This window comes from Brachybacterium sp. UNK5269 (assembly GCF_049266655.1).
In the GTDB taxonomy this organism is placed as follows: domain Bacteria; phylum Actinomycetota; class Actinomycetes; order Actinomycetales; family Dermabacteraceae; genus Brachybacterium.
The window spans coordinates 2165393-2187467 of sequence record NZ_CP184883.1; the positions used below are offsets into that span (position 1 = coordinate 2165393).

Below are 22075 nucleotides of genomic sequence, written 5' to 3' on the forward strand. Positions count from 1 at the left end.
CTCAGTCCTCCCAGAACTCGGCGCCGAGGGCCGAGAGCTTCGCGCGGAAGGACTCGTAGCCGCGGTCGATGAGGTCGATGCCGCGGATCGAGGAGACCCCCTCGGCGCCGAGGGCCGCGATCAGGTACGAGAAGCCGCCGCGCAGGTCGGGCACGGTGATGTCGGCCGCGTGCAGCGGCATCGGGCCGGAGACCACGGCCGAGTGGTTGTAGTTGCTGCGACCGAAGCGGCAGCTGGAGCCGCCCAGGCATTCGCGGTAGACCTGGATGCGGGCGCCCATGTCGTTCAGCGCGGAGGTGAAGCCGAGGCGGTTCTCGTAGACCGTCTCGTGGACGATCGAGATGCCGTCGGCCTGGGTGAGGGCGACCACCAGCGGCTGCTGCCAGTCGGTCATGAACCCGGGGTGCACGTCGGTCTCCATCGCGATCGCCCGCAGCGGGGTGCCGGGGTGGAAGAAGCGGATGCCGTCCTCGGTGATGTCGATCCCGCCGCCGACCTTGCGGAACACGTTGAGGAAGGTCGACATGGGCTTCTGCTGGGCGCCGCGCACGAACACCGAGCCCTGCGTCACCAGGGCCGCGCAGGCCCAGGAACCGGCCTCGATGCGGTCGGGCAGGGCCACGTGCTGGTAGCCGCCGAGGGTGTCGACGCCCTCGATGGTGATGGTGCGGTCGGTCTGCAGGGAGATGATCGCGCCCATCTTCTGCAGCACCGCGATCAGGTCCTCGATCTCCGGCTCGACCGCGGCGCCGGTCAGCTCGGTCACGCCGTGGGCGCGCACCGCGGTCAGCAGCACCTGCTCGGTGGCGCCGACGCTCGGGTACTCGAGGTGGAGCTTGGTGCCGGTCAGGCCGTTCGGCGCGGTGATGTAGATGCCCATCTCGCGCTTGTCGACCACGGCGCCGAACTTGCGCAGCACGTCGAGGTGGTAGTTGATCGGGCGGTCGCCGATCCGGCAGCCGCCCAGGTCGGGGATGATCGCCTCGCCGAGCCGGTGCAGCAGCGGACCGCAGAACAGGATCGGGATCCGCGAGCTGCCGGCATGGGCGTCGATGTCGGCCACATGCGCCCGTTCGACGTTCGAGGGGTCCAGGTGCAGCGTCCCGGCCTCGACGTCGTGCTCGACGCGGACGCCGTGGATCGACAGCAGCTTCGAGACGATCCGCACGTCGGAGATGTCCGGCACCGAGTGCAGGGTGCTCGGCGCCTCCCCCAGCAGCGCCGCCACCATCGCCTTGGAGACGAGGTTCTTGGCTCCGCGGACGGTGACCTCCCCGTCGAGCGGGCGCCCTCCGCGCACATGGAATGTCGAGCTCATGGTGTCCTTGCCTCGATGGTCGGGCGCCCGGGCGCCCGTCTCCGACCGGGCCACCCTACCCGAGCGCCCGCCGCTCAGACCGAGTCGGCGGTGCGCGCCGGCAGCGTCCGCGGCATCCAGGAGGGGCGCTTCGCCTCGAAGGCGGTGATGTCCTCCTCGTGGCGCAGGGTGAGCCCGATGTCGTCCAGACCCTCCAGCAGGCGCCAGCGGGTGTAGTCGTCGATCTCGAAGCGGAAGGTGGCGTCCGCGGCATGGACCTGGCGGCCGACCAGGTCGACCGTCACCTCGGTGCCGGGGGCCTCCTCGAGGATCTTCCAGAGCTGCTCGATGTCGTCCTGCGCCAGGATGCCCGCGACCAGGCCCTGCTTGCCGGCGTTGCCGCGGAAGATCTCCGCGAAGCGGCTGGAGAGCACGGCCTTGAAGCCGTAGTCGCGCAGCGCCCAGACGGCGTGCTCGCGGGAGGAGCCGGTGCCGAAGTCGGCGCCGGCCACCAGCACCGAGCCCTGCGCGTAGGCGGGACGGTTCAGCACGAAGTCCGGATCATTCGTGCGCCAGGCGTTGAACAGGCCGTCGTCGAAGCCGGTCTTGGTGACCCGCTTGAGGTAGACGGCGGGGATGATCTGGTCGGTGTCGACGTTGCTGCGGCGCAGCGGCACGCCGATGCCGGTGTGGGTGGTGAAGGCTTCCATCTCGGTGCTCCTGATCAGGCGACGGGCTGGAGGTCGGAGGGGGCGCTGGCTGCGCCCAGGTCCGACGGGGAGGACAGGGTGCCGCGCACGGCGGTGGCGGCGGCCACCACCGGCGAGACCAGGTGGGTGCGTCCGCCCTTGCCCTGGCGGCCCTCGAAGTTGCGGTTGGAGGTCGAGGCGGCGCGCTCACCGGGCTGCAGCTGGTCCGGGTTCATGCCCAGGCACATCGAGCAGCCGGCCTGGCGCCATTCGGCGCCGAAGTCGAGCAGCACCCGGTCCAGGCCCTCCTGCTCGGCCTGCAGGCGCACCCGCGCCGAGCCGGGCACGACCAGCACGCGCACGTCGGGATGCTTGGTGCGGCCCTCGACCACGGAGGCGAAGGCGCGCAGGTCCTCGATGCGGCCGTTGGTGCACGAGCCCATGAAGACGGTGTCCACGGCGATGTCCTTCAGCGGGGTGCCGGGGACCAGGTCCATGTACTCCAGGGCGCGCTCGGCGGCGTTGCGGGCGCTGTCGTCGGTGAAGTCCTCCGGGGCGGGGACCGCGGCGCTCAGCGGCAGGCCCTGGCCGGGGTTGGTGCCCCAGGTGACGAAGGGCTCGAGCTGGTCGGCGTCGATGACCACCTCGGCGTCGAAGGTGGCGTCGTCGTCCGAGCGCAGCGTCCGCCAGTACTCCACGGCCGCGTCCCAGTCTGCGCCGCGGGGGGCGTGGGGGCGGCCCTGGACGTACTCGAAGGTGGTCTCGTCGGGGGCGATCATGCCCGCCCGCGCACCGGCCTCGATCGACATGTTGCAGATCGTCATCCGGCCCTCCATGGACAGGGAGCGGATGGCCTCGCCGCGGAACTCGAGCACGTAGCCCGCGCCGCCGCCGGTGCCGATCTTCGCGATCACCGCGAGGATGATGTCCTTCGCGGTCACGCCCGGCTTCAGGGAGCCGGTGACGGTGATCGCCATGGTCCTGAACGGGGTCAGCGGCAGGGTCTGGGTGGCCAGCACGTGCTCGACCTCGCTGGTGCCGATGCCGAAGGCCAGCGCGCCGAAGGCGCCATGGGTGGAGGTGTGCGAGTCGCCGCAGACCACGGTGATGCCCGGCATGGTCAGTCCCAGCTGCGGGCCGACGACGTGGACGATGCCCTGGTCGACGTCGCCCAGGCTGTGGATCCGCACCCCGAACTCCTCGGCGTTGCGACGCAGGGTGTTGATCTGGGTGCGCGAGGTGAGGTCCGCGATCGGCTTGTCGATGTCGATCGTGGGGGTGTTGTGGTCCTCGGTGGCGATCGTCTGGTCCAGCCGGCGCGGGGTGCGGCCCTCATGGCGCAGGCCGTCGAAGGCCTGCGGGCTGGTCACCTCGTGCAGGAGCTGGAGGTCGATGTACAGCAGGTCCGGTTCGCCGTTCTCTCCGCGGCGGACCACGTGATCCGCCCAGACCTTCTCCGCGAGGGTCCCCGCCATGTCGATCCTTCCCTGCGCCCCTCGTGGGGACGCTGCTGACTGCACTGAGGCGCTCGGGGTGCGAGCGCCTGACCATGGTCCGCCGCGCTCCCCGGGCCGCGCACTTGCGTCTCACCAAATAAGACGGCAGTATCGGAGCATGGACAAGACCTCGGAGGAGAACGGCAGCGGCGTCGGCGTGCTGGACAAGGCGGCGATCGTGCTCGGCGCGCTCGAGGCCGGGCCCGCGACGCTGGCCCAGCTCGTGCAGCTGACCGGACTGGCCCGCCCCACGGCGCACCGCCTGGCGGTGGCGCTCGAGTACCACCACCTGGTGTCCCGCGACATGCAGGGCCGCTTCATCCTGGGTCCGCGCCTCGGCGAGCTGGCCGCGGCGGCCGGCGAGGACCGGCTGCTGGCCGCCGCCGGCCCGGTGCTGGCGGCGCTGCGCGACCACACCGGGGAGTCCGCCCAGCTCTACCGCCGCCAGGGCGACCACCGCATCTGCGTGGCCGCCGCCGAGCGCCCGATCGGCCTGCGGGACTCCGTGCCGCTGGGCTCGGCGCTGACCATGCGCGCCGGCTCCGCCGCCCAGATCCTGCTGGCCTGGGAGGAGCCGGACCGCCTGCACCGCGGCCTGCTCGGCGCCCGCTTCACCGCCACCCAGCTCTCGGCGGTGCGCCGCCGCGGCTGGGCCCAGTCGATCGGTGAGCGCGAGCCCGGGGTGGGCTCCGTCTCGGCGCCGGTGCGCGGCCCGAACGGCCGGGTGGTCGCGGCGCTGAGCATCTCCGGTCCCATCGAGCGCATCACCCGCCAGCCCGGGCGGCTGCACGCCGCCTCGGTGATGAGCTCGGCGAACCACCTCACCGAGCTGCTGCGCCGCGCGGGCGCCTGAGACGGCTCAGTCCCGTTCGATCCACACCGGGGTGTTGGCGAAGCGCAGCACGTTGACCAGCTGCCGCGGCGCGGAGACCTTGCCGTCGGTCCGCATCGAGCGCTCCCCCGCGACCACCGTGAGCGCGGCGTCCTCGCTGGCCAGCACCAGCTCCTTGGCGGTGGGCCGGGCCGCGATGCTGACGTCCCGCACCACCACCGTGGGGTGGCTCAGGGCGATCGACTGCGCGGTCTCGGCGCGGATCCGCTCGGCCTCCTCGGGGCTGGTCTCGGCCCGGACGATCAGGTGGATGTCGCGCCGGTAGGCCTCGGCGAGGTCGGCGGCCCGGATCACCACCTCGGTGGCGCTGGGGTGGTGGACCAGCCCGATGGGGCCGTCGCCGTCGATCCGGCCGCGCACCACCACCACCGGGCAGGCGGAGCGCGCCGCGAGCGCCAGGCTCTTGGAGCCGACGATGAGGGTCATCAGCCGGCCCATCCCCCGCCCCCCGAGCACCACCAGGTCCGCCGAGGCGCTGGCCTCGACCAGGACCGGCACGGCGTTGCCGTCGACCACCTCGGAGGTGATGGGGAGGTCCGGTCGTCCCTCGCGGGCGATCGCCGCGGCGTCCTTGAGCAGGCTGTGGGCCGCCGCCCGGAACCCCGAGCCCGCCATCCCCGAGATCGGCTCGACGTTGACGTCGAGCTCGGTCCACATGAAGGCGTGCAGCAGATGGAGGCTGCCGCCCACGGTGGCGGCGTGCTGGGCGGCCCAGCGGACGGCCAGATCGGATTCGTCGGCGTCGAACACGCCGACCGTGATGCGCGGAGCCGGGCTGTGCGTCATGTCACGACGATACTCCGGCGCCGGGGAGAATACCGGCGGACGACGAAAAAGAGCCGGCGCCCGAAGGCGCCGGCTCTGGTCGTACCCCGTACCGGATTTGAACCGGTGTTACCGCCGTGAGAGGGCGACGTCCTGGGCCGCTAGACGAACGGGGCGGGAGCAGGATCCGCGGATCCTGCGTCGTACCCCGTACCGGATTTGAACCGGTGTTACCGCCGTGAGAGGGCGACGTCCTAGGCCGCTAGACGAACGGGGCGCGGACCGCGCGGCAGTCATGCCGCGAAGCGCTGGGGTACCAGGACTCGAACCTAGAACGACGGTACCAGAAACCGCTGTGTTGCCAATTACACCATACCCCATGGTGAGAACACGTTTCCGTGGCCTTTCCCGGTCGATTCCCCGGTGGTGTCCGAGGGTCTTCCGGGCCGAGCCGCAGTGGCGTGACGAGGTAAAACTCTAGCGGGTTCTCCCGGGAAGCACAAAGCGAGAGGGGCCGCTGGGGCTGTGAGGCTCGGCACCCTCCTCACAGCCCCCGGCCTCAGGCCTGCTCGGCCAGGCGCTCGCGCAGGGACCGCAGCCGGAACAGACTCGAGGGCTTGCCCAGCAGCTCCATGGACTCGAACAGCGGCGGGGAGATGCGCCGGCCCGAGATCGCGCTGCGCAGCGGCCCGAAGGCCAGCCGCGGCTTGATCCCCATGTCCTCGACGATCGCCTCGCGCAGGGCGGCCTCGAGCAGCACGGCCGTGAAGGAGTCCCCGGGCACCGCGGCGACCTCGGCGATGGCGCGGTCCAGCACCGCCACCGGATCATCGCCCAGCTTCTTCAGGGCGTCGTCCTGGACCACCAGGTCCTCGTCGGCGACGAACAGGAAGCCCATCAGCTCGCCCGCCTCGGCGAGCAGGGTCATCCGGGTCTGGACCAGTGGGGTCGCGGCGGCCACCAGCGCATGCTGCTCGGGGGCGACGGTCTCGCCGAGCACGCCGTCGGCCTGCAGGTAGGGGATCAGCCGCTCGGTGAGCTCGGCGGCGGGCAGCAGCCGGATGTGGTCGGCGTTGATGGCGGTGGCCTTCTTGAGGTCCACCCGCGCGGGGTTGGGGTTCACGTCCTCGACGGTGAAGCGCTCGACCAGCTGCTCACGGCTGAAGATGTCCTCGTCGGCGCTGAAGCCCCAGCCCAGCAGCGCGAGGTAGTTGACCATGCCCTCGGGCAGGAAGCCCTGATCGCGGTAGTGGAACAGGTTCGAGGCCGGATCGCGCTTGGAGAGCTTCTTGTTGCCCTCCCCCATGACGTAGGGCAGATGGCCGAACTCGGGGACGCGCTCGGCGACGCCGATCTCGATGAGCGCCCGGTACAGGGCGATCTGGCGGGGCGTCGAGGAGAGGATGTCCTCGCCGCGCAGGACATGGGTGATGCGCATGAGGGCGTCGTCGACGGGGTTCACCAGCGTGTACAGGGGCTGCCCGTTGGCGCGGACCACCACGTAGTCGGGGGTGGAGCCGGCCTTGAAGGTGATCTCGCCGCGCACCAGGTCGGTGAAGGTGAGGTCCGCATCGGGCATCCGCAGCCGCCAGGTGGGCTCGCGCCCCTCGGCGCGGAAGGCGGCCTTCTGCGCCTCGGTGAGGTCGCGGTCGAAGCCGTCGTAGCCGAGCTGCGGATCGCGGCCCGCGTCGCGGTGGCGCTGCGCGATCTCCTCCGCGGTGGAGAAGGACTCGTAGATGTGTCCGGCGTCCTTCAGCCGCGCGATCACGTCCTGGTAGATCTCCCCGCGCTGGGACTGGCGGTACGGGCCGTGGGGGCCGCCCACCTCGACGCCCTCGTCCCAGTCGATGCCGAGCCAGCGCATGGCCTCGAGCAGCTGCTGGTAGGACTCCTCGCTGTCGCGGGCCGCGTCGGTGTCCTCGATGCGGAAGACCAGCGTGCCGCCGTGGTGGCGGGCATGGGCCCAGTTGAACAGGGCCGTGCGGACCAGGCCGACGTGCGGGGTGCCGGTGGGGCTGGGGCAGAAGCGCACCCGGACCTGGTCGGCGGGATGCGGGGCGGATGCGGGGGCGGTGGTCACGCGGGGGTGCTCCTGAGCGGGATGAGGGGATGGAGGGTGGTGGGGCTGCCCGGCCACGGGTCAGCGGCGCACCATCGGGTTCGACAGGGTGCCGAGGCCCTCGATGGTGACCTCGACGACGGAGCCGGGCGGCGCGGTGCGCACACCCGCGGGGGTGCCGGTCAGCACCAGGTCGCCGGGCAGCAGGGTGACCACGGTCGAGATCTCGGCGATCAGCTCCGCGACCGGGCGGACCATGTCGGCGGTGGTGCCGTCCTGGGCGATCTCGCCGTCCACGGTGCTCGTGATGCGCAGCGCCGAGGGGTCCAGGTCGGTCTCGATCCAGGGCCCGATCGGGCAGGAGGTGTCGAAGGCCTTGGCCCGGAACCACTGGTCCTCCGCGCGCTGGGCGTCCCGGGCGGTGAGGTCGTTCGCGCAGGTGTAGCCCAGGACGTGGTCGGGCACCTGCGCGGCGGTGACGTCCTTGGTCATCCGCTTGATGACCACCGCGAGCTCCGCCTCGAGGCTGACCTCCTGGCTGTAGGCCGGCAGCATGACGGGATCGCCGGGGCCGACGACGGCCGTGTTGGGCTTGAGGAAGAACAGCGCCTGCTCGGGCACCTCGTTGCCGAGCTCGGCGGCGTGGGCGGCGTAGTTGCGGCCCACGCACACCACCTTCGAGCGGGGGATGACGGGGGCCAGCAGGCGGACCTCCGAGAGCGGATGGATCGTCCCGGTGGGGCGGATCTCGGTGTACAGGGGGTCGCCGGTGATGCCGTAGACCATGTCCTGGCCGTCCTTCTCCTGGACGATGCCGTACATGGGGTCCTCACCGGTGGTGAATCGAGCGATGCGCATGCTCGCCAGTCTAGGTCGCCCCGAGCGCGGGGCGCGGTGGACAGGAGCCCCCGCGCCCCATATGCTTGAACGATCAACCATCAGCGATGAGGAGCAGGCCCGATGAGCATCGACCCGCAGTCCGTCACCTTCGGCCTGGACACCTTCGGCGACGTCACCGTCGACCTCGCGGGCGAGCCGGTCCCCGCCGCGCAGGTGATCCGGGACGTCGTCGCCCAGGGGGAGCTCGCGGACGCCGTCGGCATCGACCACTTCTCCGTCGGCGAGCACCACCGGCCCGACTTCGCCATCAGCGCCCCGGACATGGTGCTGGCCGGCCTCGCCTCCCGCACCTCGCGGATCACGCTGGGCACCGCGGTGATCGTGCTGAGCTCCGACGACCCGATCCGGCTCTACGAGCGCTTCTCGACGCTGGACGCCCTCAGCGGCGGCCGGGCCGAGCTGACCGTGGGCCGGGGCTCCTTCACCGAGTCGTTCCCGCTGTTCGGCTTCCCGCTGCAGGACTACGAGACGCTCTTCGAGGAGAAGCTCGACCTGCTCAGCGAGGTGCTCACCGGCGAGCCGGTGACCTGGTCCGGCACCACCCGGGCGCCGCTGAGGGAGCAGTCGGTGCATCCGCCGATGGAGCGCCGCCTGCCCACCTGGGTGGCCGTCGGCGGCAGCCCCGCCTCCGTGGTGCGCGCGGCCCGCCACCGCCTCCCGCTGATGCTCGCCATCATCGGCGGCGCCGCCGAGCGCTTCGCGCCGTACGTCGACCTCTTCCATCAGGCCGGCGAGAAGCTCGGCCACGGCCCGCTCCCCGTCGGGGTCCACTCCCCCGGCCATCTCGCCGCCGACGACCGCACCGCCCGGGCGCAGCTGGCGCCGCACTGGATCCACAACCGCAACGAGATCGGCCGGGAGCGCGGCTGGGGACCCTCGGGCATCGCCGAGTTCGAGGCGGAGGCCTCGCACGGCGCCCTGTACGTCGGCGGACCGGAGACCGTGGCGCAGAAGATCGCCCGCACCATCACCGCGCTCGGCATCGACCGCTTCGACCTCAAGTACGCGAACGGTCCGATGCCACATGAGCAGCTGATGGAGTCCATCGAGCTCTACGGCACCCGGGTCATCCCGCGGGTGCGGGAGCTGCTCGCGGAGCGCCCCTCGCTCCCGTGAGCTCGGGCCGGAGCAGGGCCCCTACCATGGGGTCCGACCCGGCGGATCGACGGAAAGGACGCGTGCATGAGCACCCTCGACGTCGATGCCCCGACCCGCGTCCTGAGCGCTGAGGCGGCGGGTCTGGCTCGTCGTGCGCACGAGGAGCGGGCCGACGCCCTCACCGCCGCCCATCGCGAGCGCAGAGCCCGCGGGCAGAAGCACCCGGTCGAGGACTTCCTGTTCACCTACTACCCCTTCTCCCCCGCCAAGCTGCGGCGATGGCATCCGGGATGGCAGGTCGCCTACCAGGCGGCGGCCGACCTCGGCCCGGATGGCGAGCCCGTGATCGCGGACGTGGACGAGGCCGGATCGCGCTCCTGGTACCGGGATGCCGGGAGCACCCGCCGGGCGGACGTCCAGCGCTACCTCGGCGAGCGCGCCGATGCCTTCGCCTTCATCACCCGCCTGCTCGCCTCGTCGTCACTGTCTCGCCGGCGGCCCCAGTTCGGCTGCTTCGGGCTGCACGAGTGGGCGATGGTGCATCGCCTGCCGCCCGGGGCGCAGCGCCATGAGGATCTGCCGCTGCGGCTGAGCCCGGCCGAGACCGACGCGGTCGTGGAGCGGGAGAACCTGGTCTGCTCCCATCTCGACGCGTTCCGCTTCTTCACCCCGTCGGCCGCCCCGCGCAACGCGCTGGCGCCCACGCGGGAGGCCCAGGTGGAGCTCGACAACCCGGCGTGCCTGCACGTGGGGATGGATCTGTACAAATGGGCCGTGAAGCTCACACCGCTGGTGCCGTCCTCCCTCGTGCTGGACTGCTTCGAGCACGCCCGGGAGACCCGGGCGCTGGACATGGAGGCGAGTCCCTACGATGTGCGGCCGCTCGGCTACGGGGTGGTGCCGATCGAGACGCCGGCCGGGAAGGCGGCGTACGTGCGGCGGCAGCGGGAGCTCGCCGAGCGGGCCGAGCAGCTGCGTGCGCGGCTGCTCGGCTGCCTGGCGCCGCTCATCGGGGACCCCGGCCGGCAGCGGCGATAGGGTGCCCCTGATCTCTTCCCCCGTGGCCCGGCCACCCCTCGACAAGGACGGCTCTGCTCCATGACGACGACGGACCTTCCGCCCGGTGTCCGCGAGCTCACGTTCGCCGGTGCGCTGTCGCGCCACGCGGGAACGGGCCCGACGGCACTGCTCTCCCTCACGGACGAGGAGATGCTCGCGCTGCTCAACGACCCGGACGACTCCTCGGTCCACCTCCCCTGGGTGACGGCGCAGGAGAGCTCACCGGCAGGATTCGACCGGACGCAGGGACGCCTGACGGCCATGAGGTCGCTGCTCGCCCGCGGGGTGGTGGGTCCCGAGTCGGCGGTCGCGGCAGCGGAACGGCGGGCCGTCGACGGTGATCCGGGCAGGCTGGTCGCGACGGGACTGGCCACCGGGATCATCACCCGTCGGCGCGCCGCGGCGACGACGGTCGAGATGGTGGACGAGATCGTCCCCCGGGGGGCGCTCTGCCTGTACGTCGACCGTGACGGGACGACCCTCCAGGAGCAGGTCAGCACCCAGGGCCTGCATCACTTCACGATGCTGGACGTCGCCGATGCGATCGGCAACGCCAGGACCTTCTGCGCCCCGGGCCTGCCCTCCCCCGCGGACGCCGCAGCGCCCGCCGCGGGCGCACGGGACGGAGCGGTCTGGACCGGACCGCACGACAGCTTCCGCTCCGACCCGGAACTGCTCCGGATCACGGGGGAGATCCTCAGCTGCAGCCACGTCAGGGTGCGGGGCGCGGAGGCGGCGGGTGAGCTGCGGATCCTCACCACCACACGGTCGCTGCTGCTGGTGCAGCCGGCCGAGAGCGCTCCTGAGGAGGCGCTGGAAGCGGTGCCCCTGCAGCTCCCCGAGCTGGAGCAGCTCCTGGACCACCTGCTGACGGCGGCGCTCTCCCGATCCTGACCCGGCCGGTCACGGCGTCACCACGGCACCGCGTCGCGGATCCACTCGTTCACGGCCTCGCCGGCCCCCTCGATCCCCTCGGCCACGGAGGCCAGCGGCGCTTCGACGAGTCGCTGCGGGAGGTCCAGGATCGGGTCGATGATCGGCACGGCATCGCGCACGGTCTCCGAGACCGTCCCGAATCCCCGGTCCACGAGGTCGATCGCGGAGGACGTGGCATCGGTCAGCGCGTCGCTGCCCGTGACCGCGTCGAACGCCAGGCCGGGCAGATGGGCGAGGAACTGCGTGGTCGACCCTCCGCCAGGGCCGCCGGAGATCGCCGAGGCCTGTGCGGCCATCGTCGCCGCGGACCAGGCGATGTCCAGGCTGCCGGTGAGCATGCCGCCGAGCTCGCCGATCGCCTTCGTCCAGGGGGTGGGGACCAGCCCCACGACGCCGAACGCCCCGTCCAGTCCGTTGATCCCCGAGGTGAGCAGGCCGTCGGCGACGCCGAAGTACTCGCCGTCCTGGAACGCCTGCGCGGCGTCGTACAGGCCGATGCCGACGTTCGCGAGATCGGGGACCAGATTGACCGCGGTGAGCGCGCCGGTCGGATCGGGCAGGAACCCGAGGACATCGGTGGCGATGCCGAGGCCGTTCCATGCCAGGCTCCCCCAGTACCCGGATTCCGGGCCGCCCAGCAGATCACCGAAGAACCCGTCGCTCTCCAGCGCCTCATAGTCCTGGAGCCATCGACCGATCCGCTCCGGCAGCGCCGCGCCGCCGTCGCCGTCGCCGTCGGCGCTGGCCAGGTCCTGCTCCTCGGCGTGCGCCGCGGCCTCCTGCGCGCGGGTCCGCAGCAGGTCGAGCACCGCGGGGATCTGCCGGCCGCACAGCTCCGCCCAGCGACTGCGGAAGGCGTCGGCATCAGGGCCGACCCATTCCATGGTGTGCACCCGGGAGCCCGCCGCGTCGATCGCCGCGGCGATGCGCTCGCTCCCGCGCAGCGCCGCCCTCGAGTACGCCTCGACCTGCTCGGTGTCCGCCCCGTAGAAGTTCACCACCACGCCCCTGTCCCCCACCCGTCGCCGACGTCGCCACGCCCTGGCACCCCGCTGCGCGGGGCGGCTCCGTGCCGGCGACCGGGCCCACGATAGGCAGAGCCCTGCGGCCGGACAATGGGGAGGAGTACCCATCCGCGGCGAGTGCGCTCATAGGATGGCGTCGCCCCGCCCCCTGCCCCGGAGGTACCCCATGGCCAGCGGCCCCCCGCCGACGGTCCCCGGCTCACCCGCCGTGCTGTACCGGGCACGTCCGGGCCCCCTGATCATCGCCCTGGTGGTCCTCCTGCTGTCCGTGATCACCGTCTTCCTCCTCGGCGGCGTGCTGCTGGCGCTGCTGCTGCCCGAGCGACCGAACTGGCTGCTCGCGGCCGTCTGCCTCCTGCTCACCGTCGTCCTGGACGCCCTGGTGCTCCTGCTGCTGCGCCCGTCGTTCACCGTGTCCACCGCGGGCATCGTGGACCGCGCGGTGCTGTCGACGCGGCGCATCTCCTGGCCCGAGGTCGCCGTGATCGAGCTCGAGCCGGCGGCGATGGATCGCGGCGCGACGGTCATCGTGCTCCGGGACGGCCGACGCCTCCGCAGCGGGATCACCTCCTCGCGACGGGCGCTCTATCGCGGGGAGTCCCCCGTCGACCACGGGCCGGACCTGCTGCGCCCCGCCCGGCCCACCCGGGCCGCGATCGACGCCCACCGGCGCTACCTGCGGGGGAGTTCGGCGGCGCCTGAGGTCCCTGGCAGACTGGGACCATGCCGATCCTGACGCCGTTCCTGCCCGAGAGCTCCACCGACGCCGGCCAGGACGCGATCGTCGACGGGTTCGTGGCGGCCCAGGAGACCATCGGCCGGTCGCTGTACCCGCACCAGGAGGAGGCGCTGCTGGCGATCGCGGCGGGCGACCACGTCATCGCCGCCACCCCCACCGGCTCCGGCAAGACCACGATCGCGTACTCGGCGATCTTCGCCGCCATGGCCCGCGGGGAGCGCTCCTACTACACCGCCCCGATCAAGGCGCTGGTCAGCGAGAAGTTCTTCGATCTGGTCGCGCACTTCGGCGCCGAGCACGTGGGCATGATGACCGGCGACTCGAGCGTCAACCACGACGCCCCGATCATCGTGTGCACCGCGGAGATCTTCGCCAACCACGCCCTGCGCGACGGCCCCGGCAGCGACGTCGGCCTCGCGGTGATGGACGAGTTCCACTACTACGGCGACGCGCAGCGCGGCTGGGCCTGGCAGGTGCCGCTGGTCGAGCTGCCCCGCTGCCAGTTCGTGCTGATGAGCGCCACCCTGGGGGACGTGTCCTTCTTCGTCGAGGACCTCGAGGAGCGCACCGGGCGGCCGGTCACCGTGATCGACGGCGCTCCGCGCCCGGTGCCGCTGGACTTCCGCTGGTCGCTCGAACCGCTGTCGGAGACCATCGCCACGATCCTGCAGGACCGCGACGCCCCGGTCTACATCGTCCACTTCACCCAGAAGGACGCCCTCGACCAGGCGCAGGCCCTGCTCGGCCAGAAGATCCTCGGCCCCGACGAGAAGGCCCAGATCCGGGAGATCATCGGCGACTTCCGCTTCTCGAAGGGCTTCGGGCAGACCCTGTCCAAGCTGGTGCGCGAGGGCATCGGGGTCCACCACGCCGGGATGCTCCCCAAGTACCGCCGCCTGGTGGAGAAGCTCGCCCAGTCCGGGCTGCTGAAGATCATCTGCGGCACCGACACCCTCGGGGTGGGCATCAACGTGCCCATCCGCACCGTGCTGCTGACGGGACTGGCGAAGTTCGACGGCAAGCGGATGCGGCTGATGAACGTGCGGGAGTTCCACCAGATCGCCGGCCGCGCCGGCCGGGCGGGCTACGACACCGTCGGCCACGTGGTGGTGCAGGCCCCCACCTGGACCATCGAGTTCGAGAAGGAGCAGGCCAAGCACCGGGCCCGGCAGGAGGCCGGCACCGTCCCCAACAGCGCGAAGAAGCGCAAGAAGGAGCCGAAGCCCCGGATCCCCGAGGGCGCCGTCTCCTGGTCCGAGGCGAACATGACCAAGCTGATCGAGAGCACCCCGGAATCGCTGCGCCCGCACCTGAAGATCACCGCCGGGATGGCGCTGGCCCTGATCTCCCGCCCGGGCGATGCGATCGCCTCGGGCCGGCACCTGATCATGACCAGCCATCAGAGCCGCACCCAGAAGCTGAAGCTGGTGCGCGAGGCGCTGGAGATCCTGCGCGGACTGCGCGATGCGGAGATCGTCGAGGTGCTCCCCGCCCCCGACCACCTGGGCCGGCGCTTCGCCCTGGTGGAGGACCTGCAGCTGGACTTCACCATGAACCAGCCGCTGGCCCCCTTCGCGATCGCCATGATCGACTCCCTCGACGAGGACTCCGAGAGCCTGACCCTGGACACCGTCTCGACCATCGAGGCGATCCTCGAGGACCCGCGCCAGATCCTGCTGGCGCAGCAGAACGCCGCCAAGGGCGAGCTGCTGGCCGAGCTCAAGGCCGACGGCGTCGAGTACACCGAGCGGATGGCCCGGCTCGACGAGGTCACCTGGCCCCGGCCGCTGGCCGACGACCTCGAGGCCGCGCTCGAGATCTACGCGAGGACGCGCCCCTGGGTGCGGGTGGCGGACCTCTCCCCCAAGTCCGTGGTCCGCGAGATGTACGAGACCGGGCAGACCTTCAGCGAGTTCGTCCAGCGCTACGGGCTGCAGCGCTCCGAGGGCATCGTGCTGCGCTACCTCTCCGACGCCTACCAGGCGATGCGGCGCACGCTCCCCCAGGACCTGCGCACCGAGGACCTCGAGGACCTCATCGAGTGGCTGGGCGTGCTGGTGCGCGGCATCGACTCCTCGCTGCTGGACGAGTGGGAGGCGCTCTCGCATCCCGAGGACCTCGACCCCGACGGCGCCTCGGAGATCCGGCCGACGACACCGCGCGGGCTCTCCGCCCAGACCAAGGTGCTGCGCACGATGGTGCGGGCCGCGATGTGGCAGCGGGTCGAGCACTTCGCCTTCGAGCGGGAGGAGCGCCTCGCCGAGCTCGACGGCGCCTCCGGCTGGGACCGGCGGGCCTGGGCCGAGGCCATGGACGCCTACTACGAGACCTACGACTCCGTGGGCATCGACGGCGCCGCCCGCTCGCCCCAGCTGCTGCAGATCACCGAGGAGTCGAAGCTCTGGCGGGTGCGCCAGGTGCTGGACGACCCCGAACGCCACCACGACTGGGCGATCGAGGCGGAGCTCGACCTCGAGGCCACCGACGAGGCCGGCGAGCCCGTGCTGGCGATCACCCACGTCGGGGACATCGCCGAACGCTGAGAGGCCGGCGCCCCGAGGGGCGCCGGCCTGCGCGCGGGCGTGCGGGTCCTGCTACTGCGGGTTGATCTCGACGCGCTGCGGGTTGATCTCCACCTGCGGGTTGATCTGGACGCGCTGGGGATTGATCTGGACGCGCTGGGGGTTGATCTGGACGCGCTGCGGGTTGATCTCGACCCGCTGCGGGTTGATCTCGACCCGCTGGGGGTTGATCTCGACGCGCTGCGGGTTGATCTCGACGGCCGTGGCCGCGCCGGCGCCGGCGAGGCCCAGGCCCAGCACGAGGGCGGCGCCCGAGGCGGCCCTGGCGGCCCTTCGTGCGAGAGCCCGCGAGCGCGAGCCCTGGTGGGGTACGACCTTGTCAGCATTCACCGTGGTGATCCTTTCGAGGGAAACGGGGAGCGGCAGGGAAGCCCGCTACTCGATAGTACCTTGCGGTGACTCCACTCACACCCCCCTGCGGGCCGTCAATCGCGACGACTTCTCGCCGGCGCGTCACTCGGGGGCGTCGAGCTCCAGATCCACCATCAGCTCGGCGGCGATGTGCTCGAGGGCCTCGCGGACCGCGCCCTCGTCGGTGGAGCCGGGCAGCCGCAGCTCGGCCTCCGCCTCGAAGAGCATCCCGCCGCCCTGGGGGGCCTCCCGGGTCCAGCTGCGCAGTCCGTCGATGGTGACGTCCTGCGAGTGCAGGGCGGAGGTGACCTCGCGGATCATGCCGGTGCGGTCCTGCCCGAGCAGGTGCAGGCGCAGCGCCGCCCCGGCGGTGTCGCCCCCGGCGCCGGCGGCCGTCGCCTCGACCGCGAGGCCGACCTCATGCGCCAGAGCGGGCAGCGCGGCCAGGAACGCCTCGACGCCGTCGTCCGGCAGCTCCACCTGGACGATGCCGGCGAACTTCCCCGCGAGCAGGGAGAGCTGGCTGTCCACCCAGTTCCCCCCGTGCTCGTCGACGGCGGCGGCGAGAGCGGCGACGAGGCCGGGGCGGTCGTCTCCGATGGCAGTGAGCACGTAGGTCGTCATGCGCTCAGGGTAGCCCGCCGCCCCGCGGCGGGCGGGGCGATGGGCGGGATCAGACGCCGGACTTGTACAGCCCGTAGGTGTAGGCGTCGAAGATCGCCTCCCAGGAGGCCTCGATGATGTTCGGGCCCACGCCCACGGTCTGGAACTCGAGGCCGCGCCCGGAGGTGCGCACGAGCACCCGGGTGGTGGCGTCGGTGCCGTGCTGGGCATCGAGGATGCGCACCTTGAAGTCGCGCAGCTCGAACTCGTCGACCTCCGGGTAGCGCCCGCGCAGCGCCTCGCGCAGGGCGCGGTCCAGAGCGTTGACCGGTCCGTTTCCCTCGGCGATGGCGACCTTGCGCTGATGCGGGCCGCTCCCGTCGGCGACCAGCTTCACGGTCGCCTCGGTCTCCAGGGTGCCGTCGCGTCCCAGCTGGGAGGTGGCCCGCCAGGACTCCACCTGCGAGTAGCTGGGGACCTGGCCCAGCTGGTCCAGCAGCAGCAGCTCGAAGGAGGCGTCGGCCGCCTCGTAGGAGTAGCCGATGGCCTCGCGCTCCTTGACCGTGGTGGCCAGCGCCGAGAGCAGCTCCGGCTCGCCGGTCAGGTCGAAGCCGAGCTCGCGGCCCTTGAGCTCGATCGAGGCGCGCCCGGCCATGTCGGAGATGATCATCCGCATGTCGTTGCCGACGGCCCGGGGGTCGGCGTGCTGGTAGAGGTCCGGGTCCACCCGGATCGCGCTCGCGTGCAGCCCCGCCTTGTGTGCGAAGGCGCTCGCGCCGACGTAGGGCGCGCGCGGGGTGACCGGCATGTTCACGATCTCGCCGATGGCGTGGGCGATGCGGGTGGTCTCGGCGAAGGTCTCCGCCGGCACCAGCTCCATGCCCATCTTCAGCTGCAGGTCCGCCATCAGCGTGACCAGGTCCGCGTTGCCGGTGCGCTCGCCGTAGCCGTTGACGCAGCCCTGGACGTGGGTGATCCCGCTGCGCACCGCGGCGATCGCGTTGGCGACCGCGCAGCCGGTGTCGTTGTGGGTGTGGACGCCCAGCCGGGCGTCGGGGACCCCGGCCGCGCCCAGCCGGGAGCGCAGGTCCTCGATGATCTCGCCGACCTGGTGCGGGAGCATCCCGCCGTTGGTGTCGCACAGCACCAGCACGGCGGCCCCCGCCCGGTGGGCGGCCACCAGCACCTCGGTGGTGTAGTCGGCGTCGTGCAGGAAGCCGTCGAAGAAGTGCTCGGCGTCGACGATCACCTCGCGCCCGAGCCGCACCAGGTGCGCCACGGTGTCGCGCACCATCGCGAGGTTCTCCTCGCCGGTGGTGCGCAGGGCGCCGGTGACATGGCGCAGGTCCGACTTGGCGACCAGGGTGATGGTCGGCGCGCCGGAGTCGACCAGCGCCGCGACCTGCGGGTCCGCCTCGACCGGGATCCCGGCCTTGCGGGTGGCGCCGAAGGCCGCGAGCCGGGCGTGGTGCAGCTCGAGCTCGGTGGCGGCGCGGGCGAAGAAGGCGGTGTCCCGCGGGACCGCGCCGGGCCAGCCGCCCTCGATGTAGGTCACTCCGAGCTCGTCGAGGTGCCGGGCCACGGCCAGCTTGTCGGTGACCGAGAGGGTGAGCCCCTCCTGCTGGGAGCCGTCGCGCAGGGTGGTGTCGTAGAGGTGGAAGCCGGGCAGCGGGGCCACGGGCTGCGGGGGTGGGGTGGTCATGGCGTCCTCACACCAGCCTGGTCAGCCAGCCGTGCCGGTCCGGGATCCGGCCGTACTGGATGTCGGTGAGCTCCTGGCGCAGCGCGAGGGTGGTCTCGCCGGAGCCGCCGTCGCCGACCTGCCAGCTGCCGCCGCGGGCGCGGAACTCGCCGATCGGGTTGATCACCGCGGCGGTGCCGCAGGCGAACATCTCGGTGATCTCCCCGGTGCCCAGCTTCTCGAGCACCTCGCTCATCACCAGGCGCTCCTCGGCGACCGCGAGGCCGCGGTCGCGGGCCAGCTGCAGGATCGAGGAGCGGGTGACGCCCTCCAGGATCGAGCCGGTCAGGGCCGGGGTGAGCAGGCGGCCGTCGCGGGTGAGCGCGAAGACGTTCATGCCCGAGAGCTCGTCGATGCTGGTGTGGGTCTCGGAGTCCAGGAACAGCACCTCGTCGGCGCCGTTCTCGGCGGCCTCCCGCTTGCCCAGCAGGGAGGAGGCGTAGTTGCCGCCGCACTTGGCGGCGCCGGTCCCGCCGGTGCCCGCCCGTGCGTACTCGTCGGTGATCCACACCACCAGGGGCTGCACGCCGCGTGGGAAGTAGGGGCCGGCCGGCGAGGCGATCACGTAGTAGTCCACGCAGTGCGAGGCCCGCACCCCCAGGAACTCCTCGCTGGCGAACATGAAGGGACGCAGGTAGAGCGACTCCTCGCTGGTCGCCTCCGGCACCCAGGGCTCGTCGGCCGCGACCACGGCCTGCAGCGAGGCCAGGAAGTCCGCCACCGGCAGCTCGGGCAGCGCGAGCCGGCGGGCGGAGCGCTGCATGCGCTCGGCATTGGCGCCCGGGCGGAAGGTCCACACCGAGCCGTCGGGATGGCGGAAGGCCTTGAGGCCCTCGAAGATCTCCTGGCCGTAGTGGAGCACCGCGGCGGCGGGCGAGAGCTGCACCGGCCCGAAGGGGACCAGCTCCGCCGCTCCCCAGCCGTCCTGCTCGGTCCAGCGGGCCCGGGCCATGAAGTCCGTGTAGTACCTGCCGAAGCCGGGGTCGGCGAGGATGCGGGCGCGCTCGTCGTCGGCGACCCGACGAGTCGTGCTGGTGGGGGTGAAGGCGAGCGCGCTCACGGGATGCTCCTCGGTATCAGGCGATGGGGTCAGGGTCGGTTCCGGGATTCAGCGCCCGGAGATGGCGGCGACCAGGTCGTCCCCGATCCGGGTGGTGCCGCGAGCTGCCAGCTCCGGGGAGTCGGCGCGGGCGGCGAGGTCCAGCTCGACGGCGGCGCGCACCGCGGCGGCGGGCTCGACGTGTCCGAGGTGGTCCAGCAGCATCGCGACCGAGAGCACGGTGGCGGTGGGGTCGGCGAGGTCCTGGCCGGCGATGTCGGGGGCCGAGCCGTGGACCGGCTCGAACATCGAGGGGAAGGCACCGGTGGGGTTGATGTTACCGCTCGCGGCCAGGCCGATGCCCCCGCCGACGGCGGCGGCGAGGTCGGTGACGATGTCGCCGAAGAGGTTGTCGGTGACGATGACGTCGAACCGCGAGGGGTCGGTGACCAGGTAGATCATCGCGGCGTCGACATGGGCGTAGTCGACGGTGACCGCGGGGTGCTCGGCGGCGACCTCGTCGACGATCCGCCGCCACAGGTGGCCGGCGTGGACCAGCACGTTGTGCTTGTGGACCAGGGTGAGCCTCCCCCGGCGGCGCTCGGCCTGCTCGAAGGCGAAGCGCACCACGCGCTCGACGCCGACGGCGGTGTTCAGCGAGACCTCGGTGGCGACCTCCAGCGGGGTGCCGGTGCGCATCGAGCCGCCGTTGCCGACGTAGGGGCCCTCGGTGCCCTCGCGCACCACCAGGAAGTCGACCTCGCCGGGATCCGCGAGCGGGGAGACGACCCCCGGGAAGAGCCGGGTGGGGCGCAGGTTCACGAAGTGGTCGAAGCCGAAGCGGAGCTTCAGCAGCAGGCCGCGCTCGAGCACCCCGGAGGGCACGCCGGGATCGCCGACCGCGCCGAGCAGGATCGCGTCGTGCTGCGCGAGGGCGGTCATGTCCTGATCGGTGAGGGTCTCCCCGGTGCGGTGCCAGCGCCCCGCGCCGAGGTCGAAGTCGGTGGTCTCGACGCTCACGCGGGCGGGCTCGAGGGCCGCCCGCAGGGCGCGCAGGCCCTGCGGGACGACCTCCCGGCCGATGCCGTCGCCCTCGATGACGGCCAGGCGCAGCGTGGTGGGGGACGGGGTGCTGGGGGTGCTCATGGGGGCTCCGGTTCGGGGGTGCGGGGAGGCGGTCAGTAGACGAGGTCGACGGCGTGGATCGAGCGGGCGGCGATGGCGGCGCCGAGCTCCTCGGCGAAGTCGCGGTCCACGGACTCGTCGAGGTCCAGGACCACCAGGGCTTCGGCGCCGCGGCTGCGGCCGGCCCGGGAGACCTGCATGCCGGCGATGTTGATGCCGGCCTCGCCGAGGCGCAGCCCGTACTGGCCGATCAGGCCCGGACCGTCCTCGTAGCGGATGATCAGCAGGTGGTCGCTGAGCGGCACGTCCAGGGCGTGCCCGAAGACCTCGGTGAGCTTGTGCTCCTGGTCCACACCGCTGAGGGTGCCGGAGACGGAGACCACCTCGCCGTCGCGCAGGGTGCCGCGCACGGTGATGACGTTGCGGAAGCGCTCGGAGGTCTCGTCGGTGACCAGCTGCACGGTGATGCCGCGCTCCTCGGCCAGCACGGGGGCGTTGACGTAGCTGACCTGCTCGGTGACCACCGAGCGGAACACGCCGCGCAGGGCGGAGAGCTTCAGGGCGGTGACGTCGCGGGAGGCGATCTCGCCGTGCACCTCGATGTCCAGCAGCTCGGGTGACTCCCCCGCGAGCGTCGTGAACAGCTGTCCGAGGCGGTCGGCGAGGGCGACGCCCGGACGCACCAGGTCGTCGATCGCGCCGCCGGCGACGTTGACGGCGTCGGGGACCAGCTCGCCGGCCAGGGCCAGGCGCACGGACTTCGCGACCGCGACGCCGGCCTTCTCCTGCGCCTCCGCGGTGGAGGCGCCCAGGTGCGGGGTGAGGGTGACGTTCTCGAGCTCGAGCAGCTTCTGCGCGGTCGGCGAGGAGGTGGGCGGCTCGGAGGTGTACACGTCCAGCGCGGCGCCGGCGATGCGGCCGGCGGAGAGGGCCTCGTAGAGGGCCTCCTCGTCGATCAGGCCGCCGCGGGCGGCGTTGACCACGTGCAGGGAGGGCTTGGCCAGGGCGAACTGCTCGGCGCCGATCAGGCCGGTGGTCTCGGGGGTCTTCGGCATGTGCACGGTGACCACGTCGGCCAGGCGCATCAGCTCGTCGAGCTCGACCACCCGCGCCCCCAGCTCCGCGGCCCGCATGTGGTTGACGTAGGGGTCGTAGGCGAGCAGCTCGACGCCGAAGGGTGCGAGGCGCTCGGCCACCAGCTGCCCGATCCGGCCGAAGCCCACCACGCCGACGGTCTTGCCCAGCAGCTCGACGCCGGTGAGCTGCTTGCGCTCCCAGCGCCCAGCCTTGACCGACGCGTCGGCCCGGCCCAGGTTGCGCAGGGAGGCCAGGATCAGGGCCACGGCGAGCTCGGCGGCCGAGGTGATGTTGGAGGTGGGGGCGTTGATGACCATGACCCCCGCGGCGGTGGCGGCCGGCACGTCGACGTTGTCCAGTCCCACTCCGGCGCGGGCGACGACCTTGAGCTGCGGCGCCGCGGCGAGCACCTCGGCGTCGACCCGGGTGGCGGAGCGGACCAGCAGCGCGTCGGCTCCGGCGACCGCGGCCAGCAGGGCGGTGCGATCGGTGCCGTCGACGTGGCGGACATCGGCGTCGTCGCCGAAGACCTCGATGGTGGCGGGCGAGAGTTCTTCGGCGAGCAGCACGACGGGACGCGTCACGGGATAAACCTCCGGGTC

The 22075-nt window shown here is 72.2% G+C and carries 19 protein-coding genes and 3 tRNA genes; 6 read left to right on the plus strand and 16 right to left on the minus strand.

What is annotated here, in order from left to right; translation table 11 throughout:
• Window position 1: 1 nt before the first annotated feature.
• From murA to leuC, 3 genes are all read right to left on the minus strand, one after another.
• Window positions 2-1318, minus strand: a complete 1317-nt coding sequence (gene murA / locus ACOJUI_RS10125; RefSeq protein WP_422114844.1) for a UDP-N-acetylglucosamine 1-carboxyvinyltransferase — start codon at window positions 1316-1318, stop codon at window positions 2-4.
• A gap of 74 nt (window positions 1319-1392) precedes the next feature.
• Window positions 1393-2007: a 3-isopropylmalate dehydratase small subunit gene (gene leuD, locus ACOJUI_RS10130; protein ID WP_422114845.1), complete on the minus strand. Its 615-nt coding sequence runs from the start codon at window positions 2005-2007 to the stop codon at window positions 1393-1395.
• 14 nt (window positions 2008-2021) lie between these two features.
• Window positions 2022-3461, minus strand: coding sequence for a 3-isopropylmalate dehydratase large subunit (leuC, locus tag ACOJUI_RS10135; protein WP_422114846.1), 1440 nt, complete (start codon window positions 3459-3461; stop codon window positions 2022-2024).
• 139 nt (window positions 3462-3600) lie between these two features.
• On the opposite strand from leuC, the gene ACOJUI_RS10140 reads away from it, so the two are divergent.
• Entirely contained in the window at window positions 3601-4335 is a 735-nt protein-coding gene (locus tag ACOJUI_RS10140; protein ID WP_422114847.1) for an IclR family transcriptional regulator, read from the plus strand.
• A 6-nt stretch (window positions 4336-4341) separates the two neighbouring features.
• Here the strand turns inward: ACOJUI_RS10140 and ACOJUI_RS10145 are convergent, their stop codons facing one another.
• The 6 genes from ACOJUI_RS10145 to ACOJUI_RS10170 all read right to left on the minus strand — a co-directional run bounded on the left by ACOJUI_RS10145 (window position 4342) and on the right by ACOJUI_RS10170 (window position 8056).
• Window positions 4342-5160: a universal stress protein gene (locus tag ACOJUI_RS10145; RefSeq protein WP_422114848.1), complete on the minus strand. Its 819-nt coding sequence runs from the start codon at window positions 5158-5160 to the stop codon at window positions 4342-4344.
• An 82-nt stretch (window positions 5161-5242) separates the two neighbouring features.
• Window positions 5243-5315 (minus strand) — tRNA-Glu (locus ACOJUI_RS10150).
• Window positions 5316-5343: 28 nt separating this feature from the next.
• A tRNA-Glu gene (locus tag ACOJUI_RS10155) sits at window positions 5344-5416 on the minus strand.
• Window positions 5417-5447: 31 nt separating this feature from the next.
• A tRNA-Gln gene (locus ACOJUI_RS10160) sits at window positions 5448-5519 on the minus strand.
• 179 nt (window positions 5520-5698) lie between these two features.
• Entirely contained in the window at window positions 5699-7219 is a 1521-nt protein-coding gene (gltX, locus tag ACOJUI_RS10165) for a glutamate--tRNA ligase (protein WP_422114849.1), read from the minus strand.
• Window positions 7220-7279: 60 nt separating this feature from the next.
• Window positions 7280-8056 (minus strand): fumarylacetoacetate hydrolase family protein, encoded by a 777-nt coding sequence (locus ACOJUI_RS10170; protein WP_422114850.1) that lies wholly within the window; start codon window positions 8054-8056, stop codon window positions 7280-7282.
• A 102-nt stretch (window positions 8057-8158) separates the two neighbouring features.
• Here ACOJUI_RS10170 and ACOJUI_RS10175 point away from each other — a divergent pair, with 102 nt between their 5' ends.
• The 3 genes from ACOJUI_RS10175 (at window position 8159) to ACOJUI_RS10185 (ending at window position 11149) form a co-directional block, all read left to right on the plus strand.
• On the plus strand, window positions 8159-9214 hold the full coding sequence (locus ACOJUI_RS10175) for an LLM class flavin-dependent oxidoreductase (protein ID WP_422114851.1): 1056 nt from the start codon (window positions 8159-8161) through the stop codon (window positions 9212-9214).
• Window positions 9215-9280: 66 nt separating this feature from the next.
• The gene (locus tag ACOJUI_RS10180; protein ID WP_422114852.1) at window positions 9281-10234 is read left to right on the plus strand and encodes a 3-methyladenine DNA glycosylase; all 954 of its coding nucleotides are present in this window, start codon (window positions 9281-9283) and stop codon (window positions 10232-10234) included.
• A gap of 60 nt (window positions 10235-10294) precedes the next feature.
• Entirely contained in the window at window positions 10295-11149 is an 855-nt protein-coding gene (locus ACOJUI_RS10185; RefSeq protein ID WP_422114853.1) for a hypothetical protein, read from the plus strand.
• Between the two features lie 17 nt (window positions 11150-11166).
• Here ACOJUI_RS10185 and ACOJUI_RS10190 read toward each other — a convergent pair whose 3' ends face one another.
• Entirely contained in the window at window positions 11167-12189 is a 1023-nt protein-coding gene (locus ACOJUI_RS10190; RefSeq protein ID WP_422114854.1) for a hypothetical protein, read from the minus strand.
• Between the two features lie 193 nt (window positions 12190-12382).
• Between ACOJUI_RS10190 and ACOJUI_RS10195 the strand changes: the two genes are divergently transcribed.
• A complete protein-coding gene (locus ACOJUI_RS10195; protein WP_422114855.1) occupies window positions 12383-12952 on the plus strand; it encodes a hypothetical protein in 570 nt (189 codons plus the stop codon).
• On the plus strand, window positions 12940-15498 hold the full coding sequence (locus tag ACOJUI_RS10200; RefSeq protein ID WP_422114856.1) for a DEAD/DEAH box helicase: 2559 nt from the start codon (window positions 12940-12942) through the stop codon (window positions 15496-15498). Before ACOJUI_RS10195 ends, ACOJUI_RS10200 begins: the two co-directional genes overlap by 13 nt.
• A 51-nt stretch (window positions 15499-15549) precedes the next feature.
• Here the strand turns inward: ACOJUI_RS10200 and ACOJUI_RS10205 are convergent, their stop codons facing one another.
• From ACOJUI_RS10205 to serA, 6 genes are all read right to left on the minus strand, one after another.
• Window positions 15550-15867 carry a hypothetical protein gene (locus ACOJUI_RS10205; RefSeq protein ID WP_422114857.1) on the minus strand — a complete coding sequence of 106 codons (318 nt, stop codon included), beginning with the start codon at window positions 15865-15867 and terminating at the stop codon, window positions 15550-15552.
• Window positions 15868-15990: 123 nt separating this feature from the next.
• Window positions 15991-16512: a glycine cleavage system protein R gene (locus ACOJUI_RS10210; RefSeq protein ID WP_422114858.1), complete on the minus strand. Its 522-nt coding sequence runs from the start codon at window positions 16510-16512 to the stop codon at window positions 15991-15993.
• A 49-nt stretch (window positions 16513-16561) separates the two neighbouring features.
• A complete protein-coding gene (gene cimA, locus ACOJUI_RS10215; protein ID WP_422114859.1) occupies window positions 16562-18193 on the minus strand; it encodes a citramalate synthase in 1632 nt (543 codons plus the stop codon).
• 7 nt (window positions 18194-18200) lie between these two features.
• Window positions 18201-19292: a branched-chain amino acid aminotransferase gene (locus ACOJUI_RS10220; RefSeq protein ID WP_422114860.1), complete on the minus strand. Its 1092-nt coding sequence runs from the start codon at window positions 19290-19292 to the stop codon at window positions 18201-18203.
• 48 nt (window positions 19293-19340) lie between these two features.
• Window positions 19341-20417 (minus strand): 3-isopropylmalate dehydrogenase, encoded by a 1077-nt coding sequence (locus tag ACOJUI_RS10225; RefSeq protein WP_422114861.1) that lies wholly within the window; start codon window positions 20415-20417, stop codon window positions 19341-19343.
• A 32-nt stretch (window positions 20418-20449) separates the two neighbouring features.
• Window positions 20450-22057, minus strand: a complete 1608-nt coding sequence (gene serA, locus ACOJUI_RS10230; protein ID WP_422114862.1) for a phosphoglycerate dehydrogenase — start codon at window positions 22055-22057, stop codon at window positions 20450-20452.
• Window positions 22058-22075 lie beyond the last annotated feature (18 nt).

Coding starts and splice junctions, on each gene's coding strand:
- murA (WP_422114844.1), bottom strand. CDS start 1,318: ATGAGCTCGACATTCCATGTGCGCGGAGGGCGCCCGCTCGACGGGGAG.
- ACOJUI_RS10200 (WP_422114856.1), top strand. CDS start 12,940: ATGCCGATCCTGACGCCGTTCCTGCCCGAGAGCTCCACCGACGCCGGC.
- ACOJUI_RS10225 (WP_422114861.1), bottom strand. CDS start 20,417: ATGAGCACCCCCAGCACCCCGTCCCCCACCACGCTGCGCCTGGCCGTC.
- ACOJUI_RS10195 (WP_422114855.1), top strand. CDS start 12,383: ATGGCCAGCGGCCCCCCGCCGACGGTCCCCGGCTCACCCGCCGTGCTG.
- leuD (WP_422114845.1), bottom strand. CDS start 2,007: ATGGAAGCCTTCACCACCCACACCGGCATCGGCGTGCCGCTGCGCCGC.
- leuC (WP_422114846.1), bottom strand. CDS start 3,461: ATGGCGGGGACCCTCGCGGAGAAGGTCTGGGCGGATCACGTGGTCCGC.
- ACOJUI_RS10175 (WP_422114851.1), top strand. CDS start 8,159: ATGAGCATCGACCCGCAGTCCGTCACCTTCGGCCTGGACACCTTCGGC.
- ACOJUI_RS10185 (WP_422114853.1), top strand. CDS start 10,295: ATGACGACGACGGACCTTCCGCCCGGTGTCCGCGAGCTCACGTTCGCC.
- cimA (WP_422114859.1), bottom strand. CDS start 18,193: ATGACCACCCCACCCCCGCAGCCCGTGGCCCCGCTGCCCGGCTTCCAC.
- ACOJUI_RS10180 (WP_422114852.1), top strand. CDS start 9,281: ATGAGCACCCTCGACGTCGATGCCCCGACCCGCGTCCTGAGCGCTGAG.
- ACOJUI_RS10210 (WP_422114858.1), bottom strand. CDS start 16,512: ATGACGACCTACGTGCTCACTGCCATCGGAGACGACCGCCCCGGCCTC.
- ACOJUI_RS10145 (WP_422114848.1), bottom strand. CDS start 5,160: ATGACGCACAGCCCGGCTCCGCGCATCACGGTCGGCGTGTTCGACGCC.
- ACOJUI_RS10170 (WP_422114850.1), bottom strand. CDS start 8,056: ATGCGCATCGCTCGATTCACCACCGGTGAGGACCCCATGTACGGCATC.
- ACOJUI_RS10140 (WP_422114847.1), top strand. CDS start 3,601: ATGGACAAGACCTCGGAGGAGAACGGCAGCGGCGTCGGCGTGCTGGAC.